This window comes from Thermodesulfobium acidiphilum, assembly GCF_003057965.1.
GTDB lineage: Bacteria > Thermodesulfobiota > Thermodesulfobiia > Thermodesulfobiales > Thermodesulfobiaceae > Thermodesulfobium > Thermodesulfobium acidiphilum.
This window is the reverse complement of the sequence record NZ_CP020921.1, coordinates 312501-333200: the sequence shown is the minus strand read 5'-3', so window position 1 is coordinate 333200 and position 20700 is coordinate 312501. Positions and strand designations below refer to the sequence as shown.

At 34.2% G+C, this 20700-nt stretch carries 14 protein-coding genes, 1 tRNA gene and 2 rRNA genes (1 of these 17 cut by a window edge); 14 read left to right on the top strand and 3 right to left on the bottom strand.

Annotated elements, in window-relative coordinates:
• Positions 1 to 19: 19 nt before the first annotated feature.
• The 13 genes from TDSAC_RS01620 to TDSAC_RS01560 all read left to right on the top strand — a co-directional run bounded on the left by TDSAC_RS01620 (position 20) and on the right by TDSAC_RS01560 (position 16480).
• Positions 20 to 2458 (top strand): ATP-dependent Clp protease ATP-binding subunit, encoded by a 2439-nt coding sequence (locus tag TDSAC_RS01620; RefSeq protein ID WP_108308370.1) that lies wholly within the window; start codon positions 20 to 22, stop codon positions 2456 to 2458.
• The gene (gene radA / locus TDSAC_RS01615; RefSeq protein ID WP_199919846.1) at positions 2427 to 3797 is read left to right on the top strand and encodes a DNA repair protein RadA; all 1371 of its coding nucleotides are present in this window, start codon (positions 2427 to 2429) and stop codon (positions 3795 to 3797) included. Before TDSAC_RS01620 ends, radA begins: the two co-directional genes overlap by 32 nt.
• Positions 3761 to 4849, top strand: coding sequence for a DNA integrity scanning diadenylate cyclase DisA (gene disA, locus TDSAC_RS01610; RefSeq protein WP_108308366.1), 1089 nt, complete (start codon positions 3761 to 3763; stop codon positions 4847 to 4849). The genes radA and disA overlap by 37 nt, the downstream gene beginning before the upstream one ends.
• A 6-nt stretch (positions 4850 to 4855) precedes the next feature.
• Positions 4856 to 6001, top strand: coding sequence for a YibE/F family protein (locus tag TDSAC_RS01605; RefSeq protein ID WP_108308363.1), 1146 nt, complete (start codon positions 4856 to 4858; stop codon positions 5999 to 6001).
• 119 nt (positions 6002 to 6120) lie between these two features.
• Positions 6121 to 6552, top strand: coding sequence for a carboxypeptidase-like regulatory domain-containing protein (locus TDSAC_RS01600; RefSeq protein ID WP_108308361.1), 432 nt, complete (start codon positions 6121 to 6123; stop codon positions 6550 to 6552).
• A gap of 10 nt (positions 6553 to 6562) precedes the next feature.
• A tRNA-Ser gene (locus TDSAC_RS01595) sits at positions 6563 to 6654 on the top strand.
• A 25-nt stretch (positions 6655 to 6679) separates the two neighbouring features.
• Positions 6680 to 6886 (top strand): hypothetical protein, encoded by a 207-nt coding sequence (locus TDSAC_RS01590; RefSeq protein ID WP_108308359.1) that lies wholly within the window; start codon positions 6680 to 6682, stop codon positions 6884 to 6886.
• Between the two features lie 4 nt (positions 6887 to 6890).
• Positions 6891 to 8459, top strand: a complete 1569-nt coding sequence (locus tag TDSAC_RS01585) for a Ppx/GppA phosphatase family protein (RefSeq protein WP_150130274.1) — start codon at positions 6891 to 6893, stop codon at positions 8457 to 8459.
• A gap of 3 nt (positions 8460 to 8462) precedes the next feature.
• Positions 8463 to 10628 carry an RNA degradosome polyphosphate kinase gene (locus TDSAC_RS01580; protein WP_108308354.1) on the top strand — a complete coding sequence of 722 codons (2166 nt, stop codon included), beginning with the start codon at positions 8463 to 8465 and terminating at the stop codon, positions 10626 to 10628.
• Between the two features lie 2 nt (positions 10629 to 10630).
• Positions 10631 to 12157, top strand: coding sequence for a Ppx/GppA phosphatase family protein (locus TDSAC_RS01575; RefSeq protein WP_108308352.1), 1527 nt, complete (start codon positions 10631 to 10633; stop codon positions 12155 to 12157).
• Between the two features lie 102 nt (positions 12158 to 12259).
• The gene (locus TDSAC_RS01570) at positions 12260 to 13780 is read left to right on the top strand and encodes a CYTH and CHAD domain-containing protein (protein WP_199919845.1); all 1521 of its coding nucleotides are present in this window, start codon (positions 12260 to 12262) and stop codon (positions 13778 to 13780) included.
• Positions 13781 to 13786: 6 nt separating this feature from the next.
• A complete protein-coding gene (locus tag TDSAC_RS01565; protein WP_108308346.1) occupies positions 13787 to 15640 on the top strand; it encodes a WD40 repeat domain-containing protein in 1854 nt (617 codons plus the stop codon).
• Between the two features lie 12 nt (positions 15641 to 15652).
• On the top strand, positions 15653 to 16480 hold the full coding sequence (locus TDSAC_RS01560; RefSeq protein WP_108308344.1) for a tetratricopeptide repeat protein: 828 nt from the start codon (positions 15653 to 15655) through the stop codon (positions 16478 to 16480).
• Here TDSAC_RS01560 and TDSAC_RS01555 read toward each other — a convergent pair.
• Entirely contained in the window at positions 16477 to 17970 is a 1494-nt protein-coding gene (locus TDSAC_RS01555) for an SH3 domain-containing protein (RefSeq protein WP_108308342.1), read from the bottom strand. The two genes, TDSAC_RS01560 and TDSAC_RS01555, sit on opposite strands and share 4 nt — an antisense overlap.
• A gap of 72 nt (positions 17971 to 18042) precedes the next feature.
• Between TDSAC_RS01555 and TDSAC_RS01550 the strand changes: the two genes are divergently transcribed.
• Positions 18043 to 19959 (top strand): diguanylate cyclase domain-containing protein, encoded by a 1917-nt coding sequence (locus TDSAC_RS01550; protein ID WP_108308339.1) that lies wholly within the window; start codon positions 18043 to 18045, stop codon positions 19957 to 19959.
• A gap of 33 nt (positions 19960 to 19992) precedes the next feature.
• Here the strand turns inward: TDSAC_RS01550 and rrf are convergent.
• Together rrf and TDSAC_RS01540 are read right to left on the bottom strand one after the other, a co-directional pair.
• Positions 19993 to 20097, bottom strand: a 5S ribosomal RNA gene (gene rrf / locus TDSAC_RS01545).
• Positions 20098 to 20136: 39 nt separating this feature from the next.
• A 23S ribosomal RNA gene (locus tag TDSAC_RS01540) occupies positions 20137 to 20700 on the bottom strand; it runs 2444 nt beyond the window's last position.

Here is a 20700-nt window from a genome sequence, read left to right as displayed (position 1 = left end):
TTCACTCTGGAGGTCTAAAATGTTTGAAAAGTTTACCGAAAAGGCAGCCAAGGCTATAATCCTTGCCCAGGAAGAAGCCAAGCGCTTAGGCCATAATTTTGTCGGTACTGAACATATACTTTTAGGTCTCTTGGCTGAAGGTACAGGAATAGCTAACAAAGTTATTACTTCAATGGACATTGAACCTCAAGATATAAGACGTGAAGTAGAAAGGCTTATAGGCCGTGGCGGCGGCACGCTTATATCAGAAATTCCTTTCACGCCAAGGGCAAAAAGAGTACTTGAACTCTCCTGGGAAGAGGCAAGGCTCCTGGGGCACAATCACATCGGTACTGAACATATCCTTCTGGGGTTGCTTCGAGAAGGAGAAGGAATAGGCGCAAGAGTTTTAAAATCTTTTAACATGGACATTGGAAAGGTTAGAAGCCAGATTATTCAAATAATATCTGGAGGTTCTGTAATAAAGAGCAAAGAATCAGGGCGAACTCCACTTTTGAATGAATTCGGAAGAGATCTTACAGCATTAGCTCGTGAAAAAAAGCTTGATCCCGTAATAGGTAGAAATAAAGAGATAAGAAGGCTAATCCAGATAATGTGCAGAAGGACAAAAAATAATCCTGTTCTAATAGGAGATCCAGGCGTAGGAAAAACAGCTATAGTAGAGGGGCTTGCACAAGCAATTGTAGACAACAGCGTTCCACCAATATTAAGGAAGAAGCGTCTGATTTCTCTTGATTTAGGATTATTAATAGCCGGCACAAAGTATCGCGGTGAATTTGAAGATAGATTAAAAAAGATAACTGAAGAGATAAAAAATGCTGGAAATATAATACTCTTTATAGACGAATTACACACAATTGTTGGAGCAGGAGCAGCAGAAGGTGCGGTAGATGCAGCAAATATACTTAAACCCGCCCTTGCGAGAGGTGAAATCCAGTGTATTGGAGCAACCACGGTAGAGGACTACAGAAAGCATCTTGAAAAGGATGCAGGTCTTGAAAGAAGATTTCATCCCATACACGTAGAAGAACCCACCCAAGAAGAGGCTATTCAGATACTCTTTGGCTTAAAAGAAAAGTATGAAGCACACCATGGAGTAAAAATTACTGAGGATGCAATTACTTCGTCCGTTAAGCTTGCCAAAAGATACATCTCCGATAGGTTTCTCCCGGATAAGGCAATTGACATTCTTGATGAGGCCTCAGCAAAGGTTAAACTCAAAGAACCAGTGACATCAGAATCATGGAAAGAGCTTTATAAAAAGTTGGAAAACGTTATTGAAGAAAAAGAAAATGTTATAAAGATGCAAGATTTTGAGAAAGCCGCAACCCTGAGAGATAATGAACAAAAGATAAGAAACGAAATATCTGATTTTACCAATCAAGAAGAAGTTAACGCTCTTGAGGTCAAAGTAGTAACAGAAGAGGACATAGCTGAAGTGGTTAGCGAGTGGACTGGCATCGAGTTAAAAAAACTTACAGAATCAGAAATGAAAAAGTTATTAAACCTGGAGGCAGCCTTGCACACAAGAATTGTTTCACAAGATGAGGCTGTAGTCTCAATTGCAAAGACGTTAAGAAGAACAAGAGCTGGGCTTCAAGATCCCAAAAAGCCACTCGGTTCTTTCTTGTTTTTAGGACCAACGGGCGTTGGAAAAACAGAACTTGCAAAAACGCTGGCAGAATATTTATTTGGTAGCGAAGAATCTCTTTTGAGATTCGATATGTCTGAATATATGGAAAAGCATACCGTATCAAGATTAATTGGCGCACCTCCTGGTTATGTAGGATATACGGAGGGAGGCCAGCTAACAGATGCCGTCAGAAGGAGACCTTCGTCAGTTATATTGTTTGATGAAATAGAAAAGGCACATCCAGATGTTTTTAATCTCTTGTTACAAATTTTGGACGACGGAAGATTAACTGACGGTAAGGGCAGAACGGTAAACTTCAAGAATACCATACTTATAATGACTTCAAATTTAGGAACGCACATGCTAAAGGAAGGTTCTCCTGGTTTTCTAGCAAGCTCAAATTCGCTTGACTATGAAAAACTAAAAAGCCAGATTCAAAGAGAATTAAAAGATACCTTCAGGCCAGAATTCTTAAACAGGATAGACGAGATAATTATTTTCAATTCTTTAACACAAGAAGACATGGTGAACATTACAAAAAAGATGTTAGAAAACGTAAAAGAAAAACTAAAATCCAACCTGATAGATATAACGTTCTCCGAAAGAGTTATTAATCAACTGGCAAAGGAAGGATATGATCCAAAGTTCGGTGCTAGACCTCTAAAAAGATTGATTCAAAAGAAAATAGAGGACCCAATCGCTGACAAAATTATAGAGGGTTCAATCAAGCAGTGCGATTCTATAGAAGTTGATTACGATTCATGTGAATTTGTATTCAAAAATACTCAAGAGCTTGTATCAACGAGGAGTAGCAATAGCAAATAAAAGTAAGGATAACTTTATATGTATAGAGTGTGGGTATGAAAGCTCTGTCTGGAGAGGGCAGTGTCCGAATTGTAACTCCTGGAACAGTTTCCAGAGCAAAAAGGATATTTTAGAAAAAAAGGATATTTTAGATCTAGAAAACTTAACTTATGTTGAAGAAGAAAGGCTACTGTTCGATCTTAAAGACCTGAATGATATTTTTGGTGGCGGAGTCGTAAAAGGCTCTGTCACCTTGCTTTCTGGAGAGCCAGGCATAGGAAAATCGACATTAGCCCTTCAAATGGCAGATCAAATAGCTAGCAAATATCAGGATGTCTTATACATTTCGAGCGAAGAATCTGCAAACCAAGTGGCATCAAGAGCAAAAAGATTAAAACTCAACGAAAAAAAGATCAAAATCATATCCTGTTCAGACCTAAAAAAAATCCTTAAAGCTCTAAAGAATCATAATTTTTCTATGATCGTAATAGACTCAATACAAATGCTTTACGATTCCGAAGGTAACTCTACTTTAGGTTCCTTATCACAGATAAAACAATGTGCATCAAAAATAAATCTATTTTCCAAAGAATCAAATATACCCTTTTTGTTAATTGGTCACATAAATAAAGAAGGCTCAATTGCTGGACCAAAATTTATAGAACATCTGGTTGATAGCGTCTTATTTTTCCAGGGAGATAGATCTAGTGCAATTAGAACCCTAAGATCTCTAAAAAATCGATTCGGATCTACAAACGAGTTAGTTATCTTCGAAATGAAAGAAGAGGGCTTAATAAAACCTAAAAACCTATCACAACTAATTTTACAAAATAGCGATCTATCTGGCACAACCTTTTGTATTACAATCGAGGGGTCAAGGCCTCTTCTGGTACAGGTTGAATCCCTGGTCAATCAATCCTTCAAAACGAGCCCTACCAGGCTCTCTCATGGAATTAACTTTAATCACTTTATGCTTATAATTGCAATATTAGAAAAACACCTGAGCATAAAAATGTATGATAAAGATATTTATTTAAACATTACAGGTGGCATAACCACTGAAGATAGAGGAATTGATCTTGCAATTGCAGCTTCGTTAATTTCGTCTTATTATGATATTATGATACCTAAGAGTACTATTTTTATAGGCGAATGCTCTTTGTCTGGTGAAATCAGAAACGTTTATCAAATCGAAAAACGTCTTAACGAAGCAGTAAAACTTGGCATAGAAAATGCCTTTATTAGTAGTGTAGAGATGAATTTTAAGAATATTAATCTTTATAAGATTAAAAATCTAAAAAATTTAATGGATTGGATAAAAAAATGGAAAATTCAATATTCAAAAGAAAAGATTGGATAAAATGCTTAAAATTAATTTCTCCTGGGAATCCGCTTAGAGATGGCGTTGACCTAATTTTAGACGCAAGAGGTGGAGCGCTTATTGTTGTAGGAAATCCTGACAAAACTCTTCCAATTACAGTAGGAGGGTTTCCCCTTGATATAGAATTTACACCAGCAAGATTGTTTGAACTATCAAAGATGGATGGTGCAATAATATTAAATGCCGATGCAAAAACAATATTAAGAGCGAATGCGCTATTAATACCCAATCCAAATATACCCACTGTAAACACAGGCTCAAGACATCAGGCAGCCGAAAGATTTGCAAAACAAACTGGAGAATTGATAATTGCAATTTCAGAGAGGAGAGGCGCAGTAACGCTTTATAAAGGTGATCTTTCCTATCTTTTGAAAAGTAGCGCATCCATTATGAGTCGAGCTAATCAAGCTCTGACCACCCTTGATAGTTACAAACAGGTGTTCAATAGATCTCTTGAACATTTATCTGTTTTAGAATTTACTGACAGCGTTACTGCATCAGATATTGCAAATATTATTACAAGAGCTGAGATGCTTAAGTTCATAGAAGAAGAAATAAACACATACATCATCCAGCTTGGTAAGGACGGCCTGCTAACGAAGTGGCAGCTTTTAGAACTTATGTCTGGAGTAGAAGAAATAGAGGCTCTAATTTTAAAAGACTATCTTAGCGAAGAAAAGTTAAGAGATATACCAAAATTGCTCGAAAACCTAAAACAGCTCAAATCAGAACAAGAGATATTAGATCAGATTATTGTTATGAAATACCTTGGATTCAATAATCCCGACCAACCCCTCGTACCAAGAGGTTACAGGGTGTTGGATAACATACCAAGACTACCCTCTCCTATAGTAGAAAAGATAGTTGGAAATTATAAGAACCTAAATGAACTTTTGGGAGCTAAAGAAGAAGAATTAGATAAAATTGAAGGAGTTGGGAAAATCAGAGCACATCAAATTGTAAACTGCCTTATGAGAATGAAAGATATAACAAAAACATTTTCTTCAAGAAATATAAATAAAATTTTATAACTTCCAATGAAAAAGACCTTATTAATTTTTTGTTTTATGTTTTTTTGTCTTTCAATATTTTTTGTTAGCAATGCCATGTCCGATCCACAAAATCAATCTTACGAAGAAGCAAAAATAATTTCTGTTTCAAAGGAAACAAGCAAGGAAAATCCCAATATTGAGATCTTAAAAACTAAAATCAGACTGTTAACAGGAATATTTAAAGACAAAGAGTTTATAACTAACTACATCCACCAGATCAACTCCCCTTACGATTTGAAGCTCTCTCCTGGAGAAAATGTCATAGTCTACCAACAAATAACCCCAAACAAAGAACCAACTTTTTTCATTTCAGATATAGCAAGATGCAACAAATACCCATGGCTTTTGCTGGCATTCTTTCTGTTAATTTTTATTGCAAGCGGGCTAAGAGGAATATATTTGATGCTGGGCCTTATGGTCTTTATCTTCTTTTTATGGCTGTGGCTTATCCCTGCTTTAATAACAAACTTAAACATCCTTTTTATAACAATTGTAGTTTTGTTTATAGGAGTTATAATTCAAACAGTTCTAATGTGCGGCTTCTCACAAAAAGCTTTAGCCGCAATTATAGGCACATTGTCCGGTATCATAATCGCATCTATATGTTCTTACTATCTTAACAGCTTCTTAAACGTTACAGGCATAATAAACGAGGAAGGATTATTCTTAAAAGACATAAACTTAAATATCAATTTCACAGACCTTCTATCATCCGCAATGTTAATTGGTTCTACTGGAGCCGCAATAAAATTGTCAACAAGCATAGTGTCAACAGCACAACAATATAAAATGCTCTTTCCTACTTCAGGCTGGAAAGAGATCTTTAGCTCTTCCTTTAATTCTGGCAAAGAAAACCTGCCAGAATTATTACAAACTCTTTATTTTGCATATATCGGCTGTTACTTGCCCTTGATACTTTTAGTATCCATACAGGGACCAACTCTTTCATGGTTTAGGGTTTTTAGTCTTGAAGTAGTGGCCACAGAAATTGCAAGATCTTTTGTGGCAATAATAGCTCTTTTTGTAACTCTCCCAATTACATCATTTCTTATATCTAGGTTTTTATCCTCTAACATTCTCTTAAACCTTTTTTTAAAAACAATTGGTAAAATACTGATAATAAAAAGATGATACAATTATAAAAAACAGGTGAATCATATTTTGCTATATCTTAATGTTATAATGTGACTGTTATACTGGAACTAGTGTAAACTAAACCATAAATCCGAATTTTTTTAGGAGGAAATTTAATGAAAAAATTAATTTCAATAGCAATGATATTTATATTCCTTTCTTCTTTATTTATATCTGATGTAAGAGCATTTGAATTGCCCTTTTTTAAAAAGAGCCATAAAAAGGTAGAAAAGATCACGCCCGCTCAACTTTCTGAAACCGGGTTTTTCGGTTTTGTTCTTAGTAAGGAAACCTTTGACCCTATACCAAACGCAACTATAAAATTTGATAACGAAGAGATATTCTCTTCGGATAGAGGTTTTTTCACTATACAGGGTATTAAGCCTGGCAAATACAAGCTCTATGTGAGCGCACCTGGATATAAGCCGCAGAAAAGGACTATCGAGGTTAAAGCAGGAACTTATAATCAGATTGACTCATTTGATCTTGTACCCATACCAAAGAAGTCCAATAAGAAGAAAAAGAGATTCTTGTTTTTTACCTTTTAAATCTAATTTTGGAGAGGTGTCCGAGTGGCCGAAGGAGACCGCCTCGAAAGCGGTTAGCTGATTAATTTTGGCTCGTGGGTTCGAATCCCACCCTCTCCGCCAAAAAATATAACAAGAGGTGTTGTTCTTGAAACAGAGTAAAAGCATTGGATATTTTTTATTAGGAACTCTTACAGGGAGCTTAGCTTTCTTAATCATCTTTTATATGCTTTATCCTGAACAATTTAATGCAAATGTAGCGCTTGAAAAGATAACCAAAAAGAACAAAGATCCACAGGATTTACTGAAAAATATTGATTCAAAATTAAAGGAACTTGAAAAAGAAAAACTATAATCTTATGTACAACAATGATAACAGCCATTTATGTCTTGCAGAAGAATCGAAAAGAGAAAAAAGGATAATTGGAGTTATTGACATAGGAGCAAACTTTGTTAAGGCACATATAGCTCAAAGAAAAGAAGACAGATTTTTTGAAACTATAGAAGATATAAAGAAGCCTCTTCCAATCGGGAAAGATACGTTCTCAATAGGCAGAATCTCCAACACAATACTGCTTCAATTAGCAAAAATTCTCAAAGAATTAAAAGAAGTATTTAAAACCTATGAAGTACAGGATACACTGGTCTTTGCTTCCACAGCTATAAGGGAGGCAAAAAATTGTGATCTGGTAATTGAAAGAATTAAAATAGCCACAGATTTAGACATCAAATTAGTCGAAACAATCGAAGAATCCTTTTATAAATATCAGTATATGAAAAGGCATGACTGTTATCTAAGGCTATTTGGGAATAAATCAGTTTTAATTTTCGATATTGGTTCTGGCGGTTTGTCTTTGATGATAGTTGAAGGAGACAGGTTAAAATATGCCTCTAATCTTGAAATCGGATCTCTTAAACTAAGAGCGTTGCTTTCCAATCTCGAAAGAGAGACACTCGATTTTGCTGATATATTGGATGAATTCATTGAAAGCAAGATGCACACAATTTCTCAGGAAATCAAAAACTTCAAGATAGACTTTGCTATTGGACTTGGAGGAGAAAGCAAAGTAATTTACAATTTAATTTTCAAAGAGGAACCACCAAGAGATATCAGCAACATAAGCAAGGATAAACTTTTAAAGTTTTATGACGAAATAAAAGATAAAACTACAATTAATCTTGTAGAGGATTATAACCTGATACCCCCTGTAGCAAATGTGCTCTTACCCTCAACAATAATATTCAAAAAGATAATCGACATCTTAGACCTTGAAGAAGTTGGAATAATGGGGTTTTCTTTCAGAAGCGCAGTAGCATATTCAATATTAATAGATGAAGACGATCTATATGAAGACGATATCTTAAGCGTTTCAGAAAGCATTGCAAAAAAATATTCAAGAAATATTAATATATCAAAAAGGATGTTAAAGTTTGCTATATCAATATTTGATCACACTAAATGTTACCATGCAATGGGGAAAAAAGAAAAAATTCTTTTAAAGGTAGCATGTATCTTGCACGATGTGGGCAAGGTAATTGACGTAAACGATCCAGGAGAACATTCATACAGCATTATAAATTCTGTAAAAATTCCAGGATTAAGCATAGAAGAAAGAGATATCATTGCAAATTCAGTAAAAATATACCAAAAGAAGGACCCGGATGAAAAGGATTGTTCGTTTAATTGTAAAACAATTAAAGATAGACTAACAATTACTAAGATCGCTGCCATCTTGAAACTTTCAAACGCCCTCGATTCTTCACAAAAAGGAAAGATTCAAGACATAAAACTTGACATTGAGGACCATTATTTAATATTTAGAGCCATAACTCAGGACGATATATTACTTGAAAAGTGGCATTTCAATAATGAAGCAATATTCTTTAGAAGAATTTTTGGTCTCATCCCTATCCTTAAGGTGGTTTAGAAATTGGTTAGAGAAAGAATTTATAATATAAATCGTGAGTTGTCTCTTTTAGAATTCAACAGAAGAGTTTTAGAAGAGGCACAGGATCCTAGCAACAAGCTTTTTGAAAGGTTAAAATTTCTTTCCATAGTTAGCTCTAATATGGATGAATTCTTTATGATCAGGGTCAGTTCAATTATAGACAAGGTACTGGATGACTTTGTATTTCAGGATTCATCAGGGCTAACGCCAAAAGAACTTTATAAGGAGATAACTCTAAAGGCACACACGATTTCAAAAGAACAACAAAAACTCTTTTTAGAAGAGCTTATGCCGCTTTTAAAACAAAACAATATACACATACTAAAAATTAACGAACTAAATTCAAATCAGCTAAACTTTGTCCAAAAGTATTATAAAAACATTATCTATCCAGTTCTTACCCCTATGGCAGTAGATAATTCAAGACCTTTCCCTTTTATTCAGAATAGAACGCTAAATATATTTGTTCTACTAAGAACAAATGCTAATTATTTAGTAAAAAATAAAAATCAAAGAATAAAAAAAGATGACGTTTTTGCAATAATCCAGGTTCCTGGTGTCTTAGAAAGATTTATCGCTTTGCCATCTGAAAGAGATAAATATTGCTTCATAATGTTGGAAGATATTATAATTCATCACTTAAGCAATCTATTTAACAATCAAGAAATAATCCACAGTTCTGTGTTCAGGATTACAAGGGATGCAGATTTGACTATTGACGAACAAATAGCTGAAGATATCTTAGAGGAAATAGAAAAATCTTTAAAAAGAAGAAGATACGGTGAAGTGGTAAGGCTTGAAATCAGCAAAGATTGTCCAGAAATTTTAGAAGATTTTTTAAAAGAAAATTTTGAGCTTGACGAAGAAGACGTGTACAAGATAGACGGGCCTTTAGACTATACTTTCTTAATGAAATTTGTCAGTCAAGAAAATCCTGCCTTTAAGCACCTAAAAGACAGACCTCTGCCACCGGTAAAACCCGCTGATTTTTTAGTCGCTGAAGAAAAATCAATATTTGACCTTATTAAAGAAAAAGACATTTTAATACATACACCATTTGAAAGTTTTGAAAAGATCATAGAATTTGTCCGCAGTGCAGCTACAGATCCGGACGTCTTAGCAATAAAGATGACTTTATACAGGGTTACAAAAAACTCTCCTATAGTAAAGGCCTTAGAAGAAGCTGCAGACAACGGCAAACAGGTCACTGTAGTAATTGAACTAAAGGCACGTTTTGACGAAGAAAACAATATTAATTGGGCAAAAAAATTGGAAAAAGCGGGATGTCATGTGGTATATGGACTGGTTCATCTAAAAGTCCACTCAAAGGCAATACTTGTAGTAAGAAAAGAGGAGGGTACAATAAGAAGATATGTGCACCTTTCAACCGGAAACTATAACGAAAATACTGCAAGACTATATACAGATATCAGCCTATTTACCAGTAACGTCTACTTTGGAACAGACGTATCAAACCTCTTTAACACCTTGACAGGTCTTTCGCAACCAAGCCATTGGTACAAAATAGGTGTATCCCCCATTAATTTAAGAGAAAAGCTAGTTAGACTGATAAGAAGAGAGGCAAAACACAAATCAAACGGTCATATTATTGCCAAAATGAACGCTTTAGTAGACGACGAAATTATAGATGAATTATATGATGCTTCCTCAAAGGGCGTTAAAATAGACCTCATTATAAGAGGAATATGTTGCTTAAGGCCAGGCATTAAGGGCATTAGCGAAAACATAAGGGTAATCAGTATAGTGGGAAGATTTTTAGAACACAGCAGAATATTTTATTTCAAAAACAATTCGAACGAAGAGGTGTATCTTTCCAGTGCTGATTGGATGCCCAGAAATCTTGATAGGAGAATTGAAATAATATTTCCTATTGAAAACGAGCGAATAAAAGAGCGAATAAAAAGATGTCTAAACATTATGCTCAAAGATAACACAAAAGCCAGAGAACTCAGGGAAGATGGAACATACGTAAGAGTTACACAAAGTTCACAAAATAAAATTGACAGCCAGATACTTCTATACGAAACCATATTAAAGAGTGCTGAATTAAAAAATAAAGAGATTAAAGCAATAAAGAATCTAGAATTTGTCCCGATTCAGAATTTTGACGATGAAATAGCAATATAAAAATGGGTGAAAAATTATCTGTCATAGACCTTGGATCAAACTCTATAAGGCTTGGAATTATAGAAGTTAACGAAAACAGAAGCTTTAGGATAATCGAAGAAAAAAAGGAACAGGTCAGGCTATCAGAAGGCTTTAATAAAAACAATATAATACAGGAAAAACCTATAAAAAGAGCTATTCAAACTCTTAAAACCTTTAAAAAGATTATAGAATTTTATAAAGTAAAGAGAATTATAGCTGTAGCTACCGCTTGTATAAGAAACTCTAAAAATGGCAAAGAGGTTCTGGATCTGATCTTTAAAGAAACCCTTATACCCTTCAAGACTATATCTGAAAGAGAAGAGTCATATTACGGTTATCTTGGAGTTCTAAATACAGTAGACTTGAAGAATTTTATCCTTATAGACACAGGAGGAGCAAGTACAGAAATAACCTACGTTTTAGATAGAAAGATCGAAAACTTTGTTTCACTTCCATATGGAAGCGTAAACCTTACAGACATCTTTCCTGAAACGAAGGAAATTTGCGATACAAAAAAAATAGAAAACTTTCTAAAAAAGGAATTTCAAAATATTCCTTGGCTTACCAACCTTAAAACGTCTAAGCTGCCTATCGTAGGTATTGGCGGTTCAAACAGAACCTTTGCAAAAGTACACAGAGCTCTTCACAAATGGTTTTCACTAAAACTACACCACTACGAGCTTACTAAAAATGAAGTCTTTCAGATTTACGCATATATATCAGGCTTAAGTTCAAAAAGTAGAAAAAATATTGAAGGACTTTCGAAACAAAGATCTGACATAATTTTAGCTGGTATGACTCCTTTAAAGGTTCTTTTTGAAATTACAGATTCTAATAAGTTTATAGTCAGCGGAAATGGCCTGAAAGAAGGTATAATATTTAGTTCACTGCACAACGATTTCAAAGCCTTTCCCCTAATATATGATGACATTTTAAAGGCTAGCTTAGAAAATATTGCAAACCTGTACTTTTTAGATGTAAATCACGCAAAAAAAGTAACTGAGCACAGCCTTTCAATATTCGATCAACTAAGGGTTCTCCATAACTTTGAAGACAAAGACAGAAAAATATTAGAAATTGCCTCGTTTTTACACGATATTGGAAAGTATGTGGATCCATATAACCACGCCAAACACGGTGCATATCTAATTCAGAATTTACCAATATACGGGGTAACCCCAAAAGACCTTGTAAGATGTTCGTACATCTGTCTCTTTCACGAAAACAAAGTAAAGTTCCAACAACTACCAAATGAATCCTTTATAACCAATAAGCAATTCAAGGATTTAATAAAGCTTTCGATGTTTTTAAGACTGGCCGAACAGTTAGAAACCTGTGAGTGTTTTGCTATAGATTCTGTAAAAATAAAAATAAAAAATAGTGATGTAACTTTTAAAATAATTAGTAACGATCAGAATTACAATTTAGAAACCGAAATAATAGAGCTCTTAAAATCTGCAAAATTATTTAAAAAACTATTTGGAAAGGAACTTAAAATAGCAATATAAGCTTAACCAACTTTCGATAATGTATAATAAAATGATTAGTCAAACTTTTAAATGTCAATTAATTGTGCCGATAGTTTAATACTGAGTTCAAAAGGAGGAAAAATGAATACAAACATAGAAATTGAGTTGAAGTTAAGATGCATTTTCCCAGAAAAATTAGATGAAATATATTCCCTCCCAATATTTAGTTCTCTGAAAAACGAATGGCAGAAAAAGAGAATTCACTCAATATATTACGATACTAAAGATAATACTTTCCTAAATTCAGGAATAATTTTTAGAATAAGATCGGAAAATGGAGTTTGGGTTCAGACAGTAAAAATAACAGGAAACTCCAATGGAGGTTTTTCAAGAAGAAAAGAATATAACGTTGAGCTACAAAACGAAAAACCAGATCTTGCAGTTCTTAAAGACTCACATTTAAAAAGTTTTATCAAGGATACAAAATCGAAATTTGAATTACTGCCAATCTTTGAGACAATTTTTGACAGGAGCTTGCTCATTTATCCCTATGAAAAAAGAAGCGTACTTGAGGTAGCAGTTGATGTAGGCAAGATTATTGCGAAAGAAAAGACAGAAGATTTCTGTGAAGTGGAAATAGAACTTAAAGAAGGGAATATATCCTGTATTTTAAAACTCGCAGAAGAATTATCAAAATCATTTAATTTCTTATTGGAACCAAGAAGCAAATTTTATAGAGGAATAATGCTTGCAAATCTTGAACCAAAATTCGAATTTCAAAAAGAAAGAGATCCAGATATAATAGCCGAAGAAGGATTGCAAAACGAATTAATAGAGAAACTTCAAACTCTAATCTCATATCACAATAAATTCGTCGAGAATCCTGAAAACTTTGACAACCTTCACGACTTTAGGGTGTCTCTTAGAAAAATAAGGACCTTGTTAAAGTTTGGCAAACCTTTAATAGAGCAAGAACATCTGGATCATTGGCTGGATGAATTCGATCACATTACAGAACTTACCAATTCTCTTAGAGAGACAGATGTATTAATAGAAGAGTGGAGAAGTTTTCTCTCCACAACGAAACAGGAGAATTTAAAAAGTTCAACCCTTACTCTAAAACTTCTCGAAGAAAGACAAAATAAATTAAATCAAATATATCCATTTTTCTCAGAAGGCAAATTTACCAGTTTATTTTTAGGTTTTTGGTATTGGTTGTTAGAAGGAGCCTTCCTGGTAGACGATTCGGTAAATTTAAAGTTGAAAAAATTTGTAAAAGAAAGATTGAGTACATGGCTTAGAAAGACTCTAAAAAGACTGAAGAAAACTGATTTTAATAATGAAAATGACCTACACAAATTAAGAATAGCGTCAAAAGATCTAAGATACTCTCTTGAAACCTTTTCTTTTACATTAAAACCCAGTACAAAAGAGATGATTTCAAGGTTAAAAAGGATTCAGGATATTTTAGGCTACATTCATGACACCCAAACCTTCTCTGTTTATTTAGAAAACCTTATCTCATCCTCAGACGAGCCTGAAATACACAAAGAAAGTGGCTGGTTATTAGGTTACAGACTTCATAGCGATCAAAGCCTGAAAAGCGACCTGGAAAAGCAATGGAAAAAGTTCAAAGAGCAGGCAAGATTTTTTATCGAGTAATTATTTATGGACGCAGCTTCATATTTTTTGAAACTATCAAATCAAAGATCTCTGTTTCTATCCAGTAAATTTGACATTGGTAAAGTAGATTCATTATCCTGCTCCGAAGACAACAGGTTTGTTTGTTTTTCGTTAAAGAGTTATTATAGTATATTTTCCACATATGAAGAAACAACGTTAAAAACATGGCAAGATAGTCCTTCTACAAAAATATACATTAGTTCTAAAAATTTTGTTATTTACAAAACCCTATCCAATCAAGTAAAAATTATCGATTTTGATAAATCAATCCCAATAACTATTGCATCTGACATAAATTTAGCTGAATTTAACGATAAATTTATGGTTAGTAATTATTTTTCAAACAAATTATCGATCTTTAGTCTTGAAAAGAAAGATACAGCTTTAGATATACCTCTTCCAGAAAATTTTATCTTAGAAGATATCATATTAAAAAATGACGTTCTTTTAGCAGGCAAATTAGAAGATCGTCCTTGTTTTATGATATTTTCATTTTATTCAAACGCTCTACCATCTCCCAAGATTCTCCCTGCAAACAGCAAGATTATAGGCTCTTCTGACGATCTAGAATATTTAGCTCTTAGATTCGAAAACTTAGGAGTTGGAATAATAAATACACTGGATCCATCAAAGTCCTGCAACATACCTCTCATAGATTCGAAAGCCAAAAGTGCTTTCTTTTCCAAAGATAAGACTCTTCTAGTAATAGAAGACCTCGACGAATACATAAGTTTTTGGTGGACAAACAAAGAGCTTAACGCAAGCAATGAACCTATTTTCAAGCAAAAAATTTGTGGAAGTTTAGCTAATCTAACTTTTAGCAACAACGGAAACGTCTCTTCTTTAATCACATATAAGAACAGCTTTTTAAAAATCTGGCTTCCTGTCTCCAAGCCGGATAGAATTAATATTTCTACAAGCTTCAAATCAGATGAAAAAGATTCTTTCTCACATAACGGATATTCTCTAAGTTCTGTTTCTTTTACAGAAAAAAATGAAGCAGTTTGTCTGCTTGTAAAGCCAAGATGGGAGTCAAAGTTAATAAAGTTTGATTTATATAACAGAATGAGCATAACTTATGAAAACACCTTTAAAGAGTCCTTGATAAATTCTGGAACACTATCAACCAATTCTAAACTTTTAGCTATCTTAAAGGATAGAAATAAAATAAAAATTATTAACACACAATCTAATAGTTTAATACAGGAATTCGCAATTAAAGACGATTCGATTAATACTCTTGCCATCTCACCAGATCAAAGATATCTTGTATTGGGCGGTAATACTTTGAAACTATGGTCAATTGATAAACAGTCATTTGTAAAGTCAGTTTCGCCCGAATTGATTGTAGATCGCGTTGCACTATCTCCTAATAGCAAATTAATAGCGTTCACTCAAAGAGTTAAAGATAGCCTGATATTAAAAGTGATGGATATAGATTCGAAAGAAATAAAGAGAAAGTTTGAAGACTTAAATTACATAAATTCTCTGATATTTTCTCCGAATAGCAAATTCTTGTTCGTGGGATCAACAAAAAAGGACCCTGTAATAAGAGCATACTCAATTGATACTGGAAATCTTGTATTTTCATATCAAACAGAATTTGTTGACATAAACGATATGTGCATAAGCTCAAACGGCACACATCTCTTCTTTGGCGGATCTAATGAAAAGATATATGTTCTAGACCTTAGAAAGAACAAGATCGTAAAAATTTTTAATGGACATTACGATATTATTAGAAAGGTATATATATCAGAAGACGACAGATTTTTAATATCCTCGTCAGATGATGAAAGGTTATGTGCCTGGATGGTGGTTGACTATATTTATTCTTAACTGAGGTTTAAAATGGAATTCAATTTAGAAGATTCCTTCAAGGAAATTAGTAAAGACATTGAATCCAGCAAATTTCAAGAAGCGCTGGACAAAATTAACTATATCTTTAATCTAATAGATGCTAATCAGATCGAAGTTACTTCAAATTTTCTGATAGACCTACTAGATACAAAAAGTTTTATACTAACTGTCATGGGGAGAAATGCAGAGGCACTGGAAAACATAAATAGAGCTATTGAAGAAAAAAACAGCACATCAACCAACAATGACGATCAAATGGCTAAACTTTTAATTCACAGAGGATTAAATTATTTTTATCTTGAAAACTTTGACTCTTCCTTAAAAGACTTTAACTCAGCCATTGAGATCTTACAAAATTTACAAAGCGATGATAAATCAATCAAGCTATCTCAAACTTTTTTGAACAGAAGCGTTTTGTTTAAAAAACAAGGCCTAAAGAATAAATCACTAGAAGATATAAACAGCGCAATTTCCCAGCTAAACAAAGAAAACAGCCCAAAACATGCTTTTGCGCTTATTAATGCCTTAATCGAAAAGGGACTTTTTCTAATGGAAGAAGAAAAATTCTTCGAATCCGCATACAACTTTAACGTAGCACTTTCAAAGTCTAGAGAATTACTGAATTCAGATAACTCAAAGATTTTAGGCACACATATGAGATTAATTTACTATATAATAATAACCACCCTTGCATCAGGCAAAAATCATAATTCTATAACCCAGATTCTAACAGAAACAAGATCTCTTATCACCAAATTTGGGGCAAATGAGGAAGTAAGATACTGGTTGAACAAAATTGGAGAAGTGGTAAATATCTAATAGAACCTTATATACTGCGATGAAATATATCCCTCAACACCATCCTGGGTCTTTACTTTGTACCAAACGCTATCATTAGCAAGACGCGTATCTGATTTAGGTATATAAACTTCTACATTTTCTCTATTAAGCTTTGCTTGGTACATCAATCCTACGCTATCCTTAATTGAAAACCCATCACCTGCATAAACCCTTATTTCTTTGCTCCCATCGACGCTCTTAACAGTAGTATCTCTCATAATTACTCCCTCTTTGACCTGTGATGGGTCTATCTTTTCTAAAACTTCAACCTCATCCCCATATGACAAATTAGAAACATTTCTTGCCGATTCATAAGGAGCTTTTTTCAGATGCACCTGATATCTTATTACAAAAGCCTTCCCATACGTATCTATATTGTCTTGATTGTCACCTGGCTTTTCGCTTGAATTCCCTGGTTCAACAATCACTTTTACAGGAGTAGACTCGGCATAATTTCCTGCTTTATTTATTGCAATTGCCTGAAATATAAAAGTTCCAATCTTTTCTGGATACCATCTATAAACAGTGTCTTCTCCGGGATACCATACCCTCAGAGTAAGGTTATTCAAAAGGAGTCTTACCTTATCCAGGCCCCCTTTATCAACTGCCTCAACTCTTATTTCAATAGGATTATTTAAACCTTTTATTAAAGTGTTATTTGGTGGACTCAGAATTGTAACCCTTGGAGGAGTAGTATCAGGTGGTTCATGGGCTGTGGTAATCTGAAAGAACACAAATGTTCCAAAGGTTAACATTAGAGAAACAAAAAAGGCCCCAAGAGGTATTACATAACTAACAGCCTTTGATGGGTGAAGGCTTTCAATCTTTGGCTCTTTAGATTTAACTTTCTTAAATTTTAGAAATGAAAGAAGACTTAAAGGATTAATCTTCCTAAAAGATCCAGGAATTTCTTTAAACTTTTGGAATAAAGCAGGAAGTCTTATAATAATTTTTGACTCATAAACCTTCCTAATCCAGGTGCGCGATCTCTTTTTCACTTCTTCATGAAGTTCGCTTTCAATTTGAGAGGGCTCTGATTTTGTCTCTAAAATCTTTTCTTCACTGGCCAGCTTCTCTGATGCATCTTCTTCAGCACTTTTTTCTACGACAGTTTGTGGCGTTTCGATAAACGACGCTTTTTCTTCTAAGTTCTCATTAACTTTCTTTATTTCAGAAATATCTATGCCTGATTTAGTTACATACGGCGCAAAGGCAAGTATGTCTAGATAAGATTTCTCATCAGCCTGAAGGAGCATACTTGTTTGATCCAGGAAGTAAACCCTAAACACAAAGGTCTTAATGTTCTTTTTCAAAAATGGCAGAAAATGCTTCTCCCTTTCAAATATCTCTTCGACCCATTCTATATGAGAAATATTGTCCTTAAGAGCATAAGCCCTCCCATCGGAAGAGATTATATGAGAACCCTTCCGTTCAATTACAATATTAGAAGGCTCAAGAGATCGAAGCATTAGATCCCCCTTATTTTACAGATCTTAATATATTATAGTATTATAGACTAAAAATCTTAATGGAGATAAAGTTTGAGCATAAAAAACTATCTTAAAATAATAATAATTTTTTTAATCATTACTCCATTAATAATTCTTACGTTAGTTGGCATAAACTTATACAATGAAACCAGGAATAGAACAATTAATGAACTCATTCAAGAAACGACTTTAAAACAATTTACGTTACAAAATTATTTAAAAAAATATACTAACCTTCTTAATATTCTATCAGCAAATATTTCTCTTCTCAACAACAATTATGAGAGAATAAACTATCTATTTAGGGAGGTGTCAACAGACGACGAAATAGAAAATTTGTTCTTTATTGATCCTAACGGCTATAGTATGGTGGAAATTAGCGGCCCTCATCACGTTTCTTTTAAAAACAACAGCCTATTTAAAAAGGCTATAAAGGGAAATGAAGACTTTTTAATACAAACTGACAATCTAAATAGTTATCTATATCTCTCAAAACCCGTTTATAACAATTCGAATCAAATCTCTGGTGTAGTAATGGCGATAATAAAGCTTACAAAGTTAGAAGGCCTTTTGAACGTTCAAAATTCGATTGCCAATAGATACACTTTTCTCTTTTCAAACAATTTAGCGATACTAAGCACCAAAGCAAAAAAGATACCCGAAGACCTTTATAAAAAAATAAATTTTGCTAGCGGCTATGGATTGGTAACTTATAGAAGCGATTCAGGAAACAACTTAATTGTGTTCTGGAAGAAAATCCCTAATCTAAACCTTGCTATTGCATCTCAAGTTGATGAAGGATATATACTTAGGGAGTTTGTGCAGGATTTTGCAATAATATTGTTCACATTCTTAATAATATTTATAACATCTTTAATAATATCAATAATTACAATCAAAAAACTTAATGAACCAATAATCTTTCTCCAGAACCTTTCTCAACAAATAAAGGACGGCAATTATAAAATAAGAGTGGACAAAAATATCATAGACAACTCTCCTGAAGAGTTTAAACCTTTGCTGATGCTCTACAATCAAATGAGCTCATCAATTGAAAATTATGTTTCCATGTTAAACGAAAGGACCGAAGCCCTTGAAAAAAGCGAAGCAAGATACAGGGCTGTAGTAGAAGATCAAACCGATCTACTGTGCAGGTTTACTTTAGATGGAACCATTAGCTTTGCAAATGAAGAGTTTAAAAAATTTTTCGGTATAGAAAATCTAAAAGAATATAATTTTTTTGATATTTTTGGTATTAATAAGGATAATATAAAGGGGCTGATAGAGAGTCTAAGCGTTGAAAACCCTTATAAAAACATAGAATTATCCTTCGAAAAGAATAACATAAAAAGGTATTTTGACTGGACGTTTAGAATCATATATAAAGACGACGTTAGAGAGTTTCAGTGCACCGGACACGACATTAGTGAAATAAAAAGACTTGAAGAAGAACTTAGATACCAAAGCTTTCACGATAGCCTTACAGGACTCTTTAACAGGGGTTATTTTGAAGAAGAACTTGAAAAACTGTCCTCAGGCAGGTTTAGCCCAACATCACTAATAATCTTAGATTTAGATAACTTAAAGTTGATTAACGATAAACTAGGTCATGAAAAGGGCGATCTCTTAATAAAAAAAGCAGCAAAGATCCTGTGTTCAAGTTTTAGAAACACAGACACAGTAGCAAGAATTGGAGGAGACGAGTTTGCGGTACTTTTACCCTTTTGCACAAAAGAATGTGTAAAAGACCTGATAAAAAGGTTAAAAGAGAACATAATAAAAGCTAACAAAGAAGAAAGTGACCTTTATTTGAGCATATCAATAGGCTATTCTACTAAAGAAGGACCATTTAATAAGATAGAAATTTTCAGAGAAGCTGACTCCAATATGTATTTAGACAAACACCATCATCACGAACAATCTAAAGAAATAACAATAAAAAGAATTGAAGAATTTAAAAACAAATAGCATTTTATTTTTATCAACAAAACAAAAAAAATCTCCCGGCAACGTCCTATTTTCCCAAATAGTATCGTCGGCGCTAAAGGCTTTCACTTCCGTGTTCGGAATGGGAACGGGTGGGGCACCTTTGCTATGGTCACCGGGAGAAGAAGATTTCTCCTCTCTTCTTCTAGAGGAATAGTTACCGTCAAGTCCTCGACCTATTAGTACCAGTCAGCTGAACATGTTGCCATGCTTACACCTCTGGCCTATCAACCTGGTAGTCTCCCAGGGGTCTTACTCCATTGCTGGATGAGAAACCTAATCTTGGAGAGGGCTTCGCGCTTATATGCTTTCAGCGCTTATCCACACGGAGCACAGCTACTCGACCTTGCAGTTGGCACCACAGCCGATGCACTGGAGGCTCCGCCATCCCGGTCCTCTCGTACTAGGGATAGACCTCCTCAAGTTTCTTGCGCTTGCAAAAGATAGGGACCAAACTGTCTCACGACGTTCTGAACCCAGCTCACGTACCGCTTTAATAGGCGAACAGCCTAACCCTTGGGACCTACTTCAGCCCCAGGATGCGATGAGCCGACATCGAGGTGCCAAACCTCCCCGTCGATGTGGACTCTTGGGGGAGATAAGCCTGTTATCCCCAGAGTAACTTTTATCCGTTAAGCGACGGCCATTCCATACTGAACCGTCGGATCACTAAGCCCGACTTTCGTCCCTGCTCGAGATGTCTCTCTCACAGTCAAGCCACCT

What these genes read in the sequence shown, in the direction of transcription:
- TDSAC_RS01620 (WP_108308370.1), top strand. Translation starts at nt 20, where the DNA reads ATGTTTGAAAAGTTTACCGAAAAGGCAGCCAAGGCTATAATCCTTGCC.
- disA (WP_108308366.1), top strand. Translation starts at nt 3,761, where the DNA reads ATGGAAAATTCAATATTCAAAAGAAAAGATTGGATAAAATGCTTAAAA.
- TDSAC_RS01605 (WP_108308363.1), top strand. Translation starts at nt 4,856, where the DNA reads ATGAAAAAGACCTTATTAATTTTTTGTTTTATGTTTTTTTGTCTTTCA.
- TDSAC_RS01600 (WP_108308361.1), top strand. Translation starts at nt 6,121, where the DNA reads ATGAAAAAATTAATTTCAATAGCAATGATATTTATATTCCTTTCTTCT.
- TDSAC_RS01585 (WP_150130274.1), top strand. Translation starts at nt 6,891, where the DNA reads ATGTACAACAATGATAACAGCCATTTATGTCTTGCAGAAGAATCGAAA.
- TDSAC_RS01575 (WP_108308352.1), top strand. Translation starts at nt 10,631, where the DNA reads ATGGGTGAAAAATTATCTGTCATAGACCTTGGATCAAACTCTATAAGG.
- TDSAC_RS01570 (WP_199919845.1), top strand. Translation starts at nt 12,260, where the DNA reads ATGAATACAAACATAGAAATTGAGTTGAAGTTAAGATGCATTTTCCCA.
- TDSAC_RS01565 (WP_108308346.1), top strand. Translation starts at nt 13,787, where the DNA reads ATGGACGCAGCTTCATATTTTTTGAAACTATCAAATCAAAGATCTCTG.
- TDSAC_RS01560 (WP_108308344.1), top strand. Translation starts at nt 15,653, where the DNA reads ATGGAATTCAATTTAGAAGATTCCTTCAAGGAAATTAGTAAAGACATT.
- TDSAC_RS01555 (WP_108308342.1), bottom strand. Translation starts at nt 17,970, where the DNA reads ATGCTTCGATCTCTTGAGCCTTCTAATATTGTAATTGAACGGAAGGGT.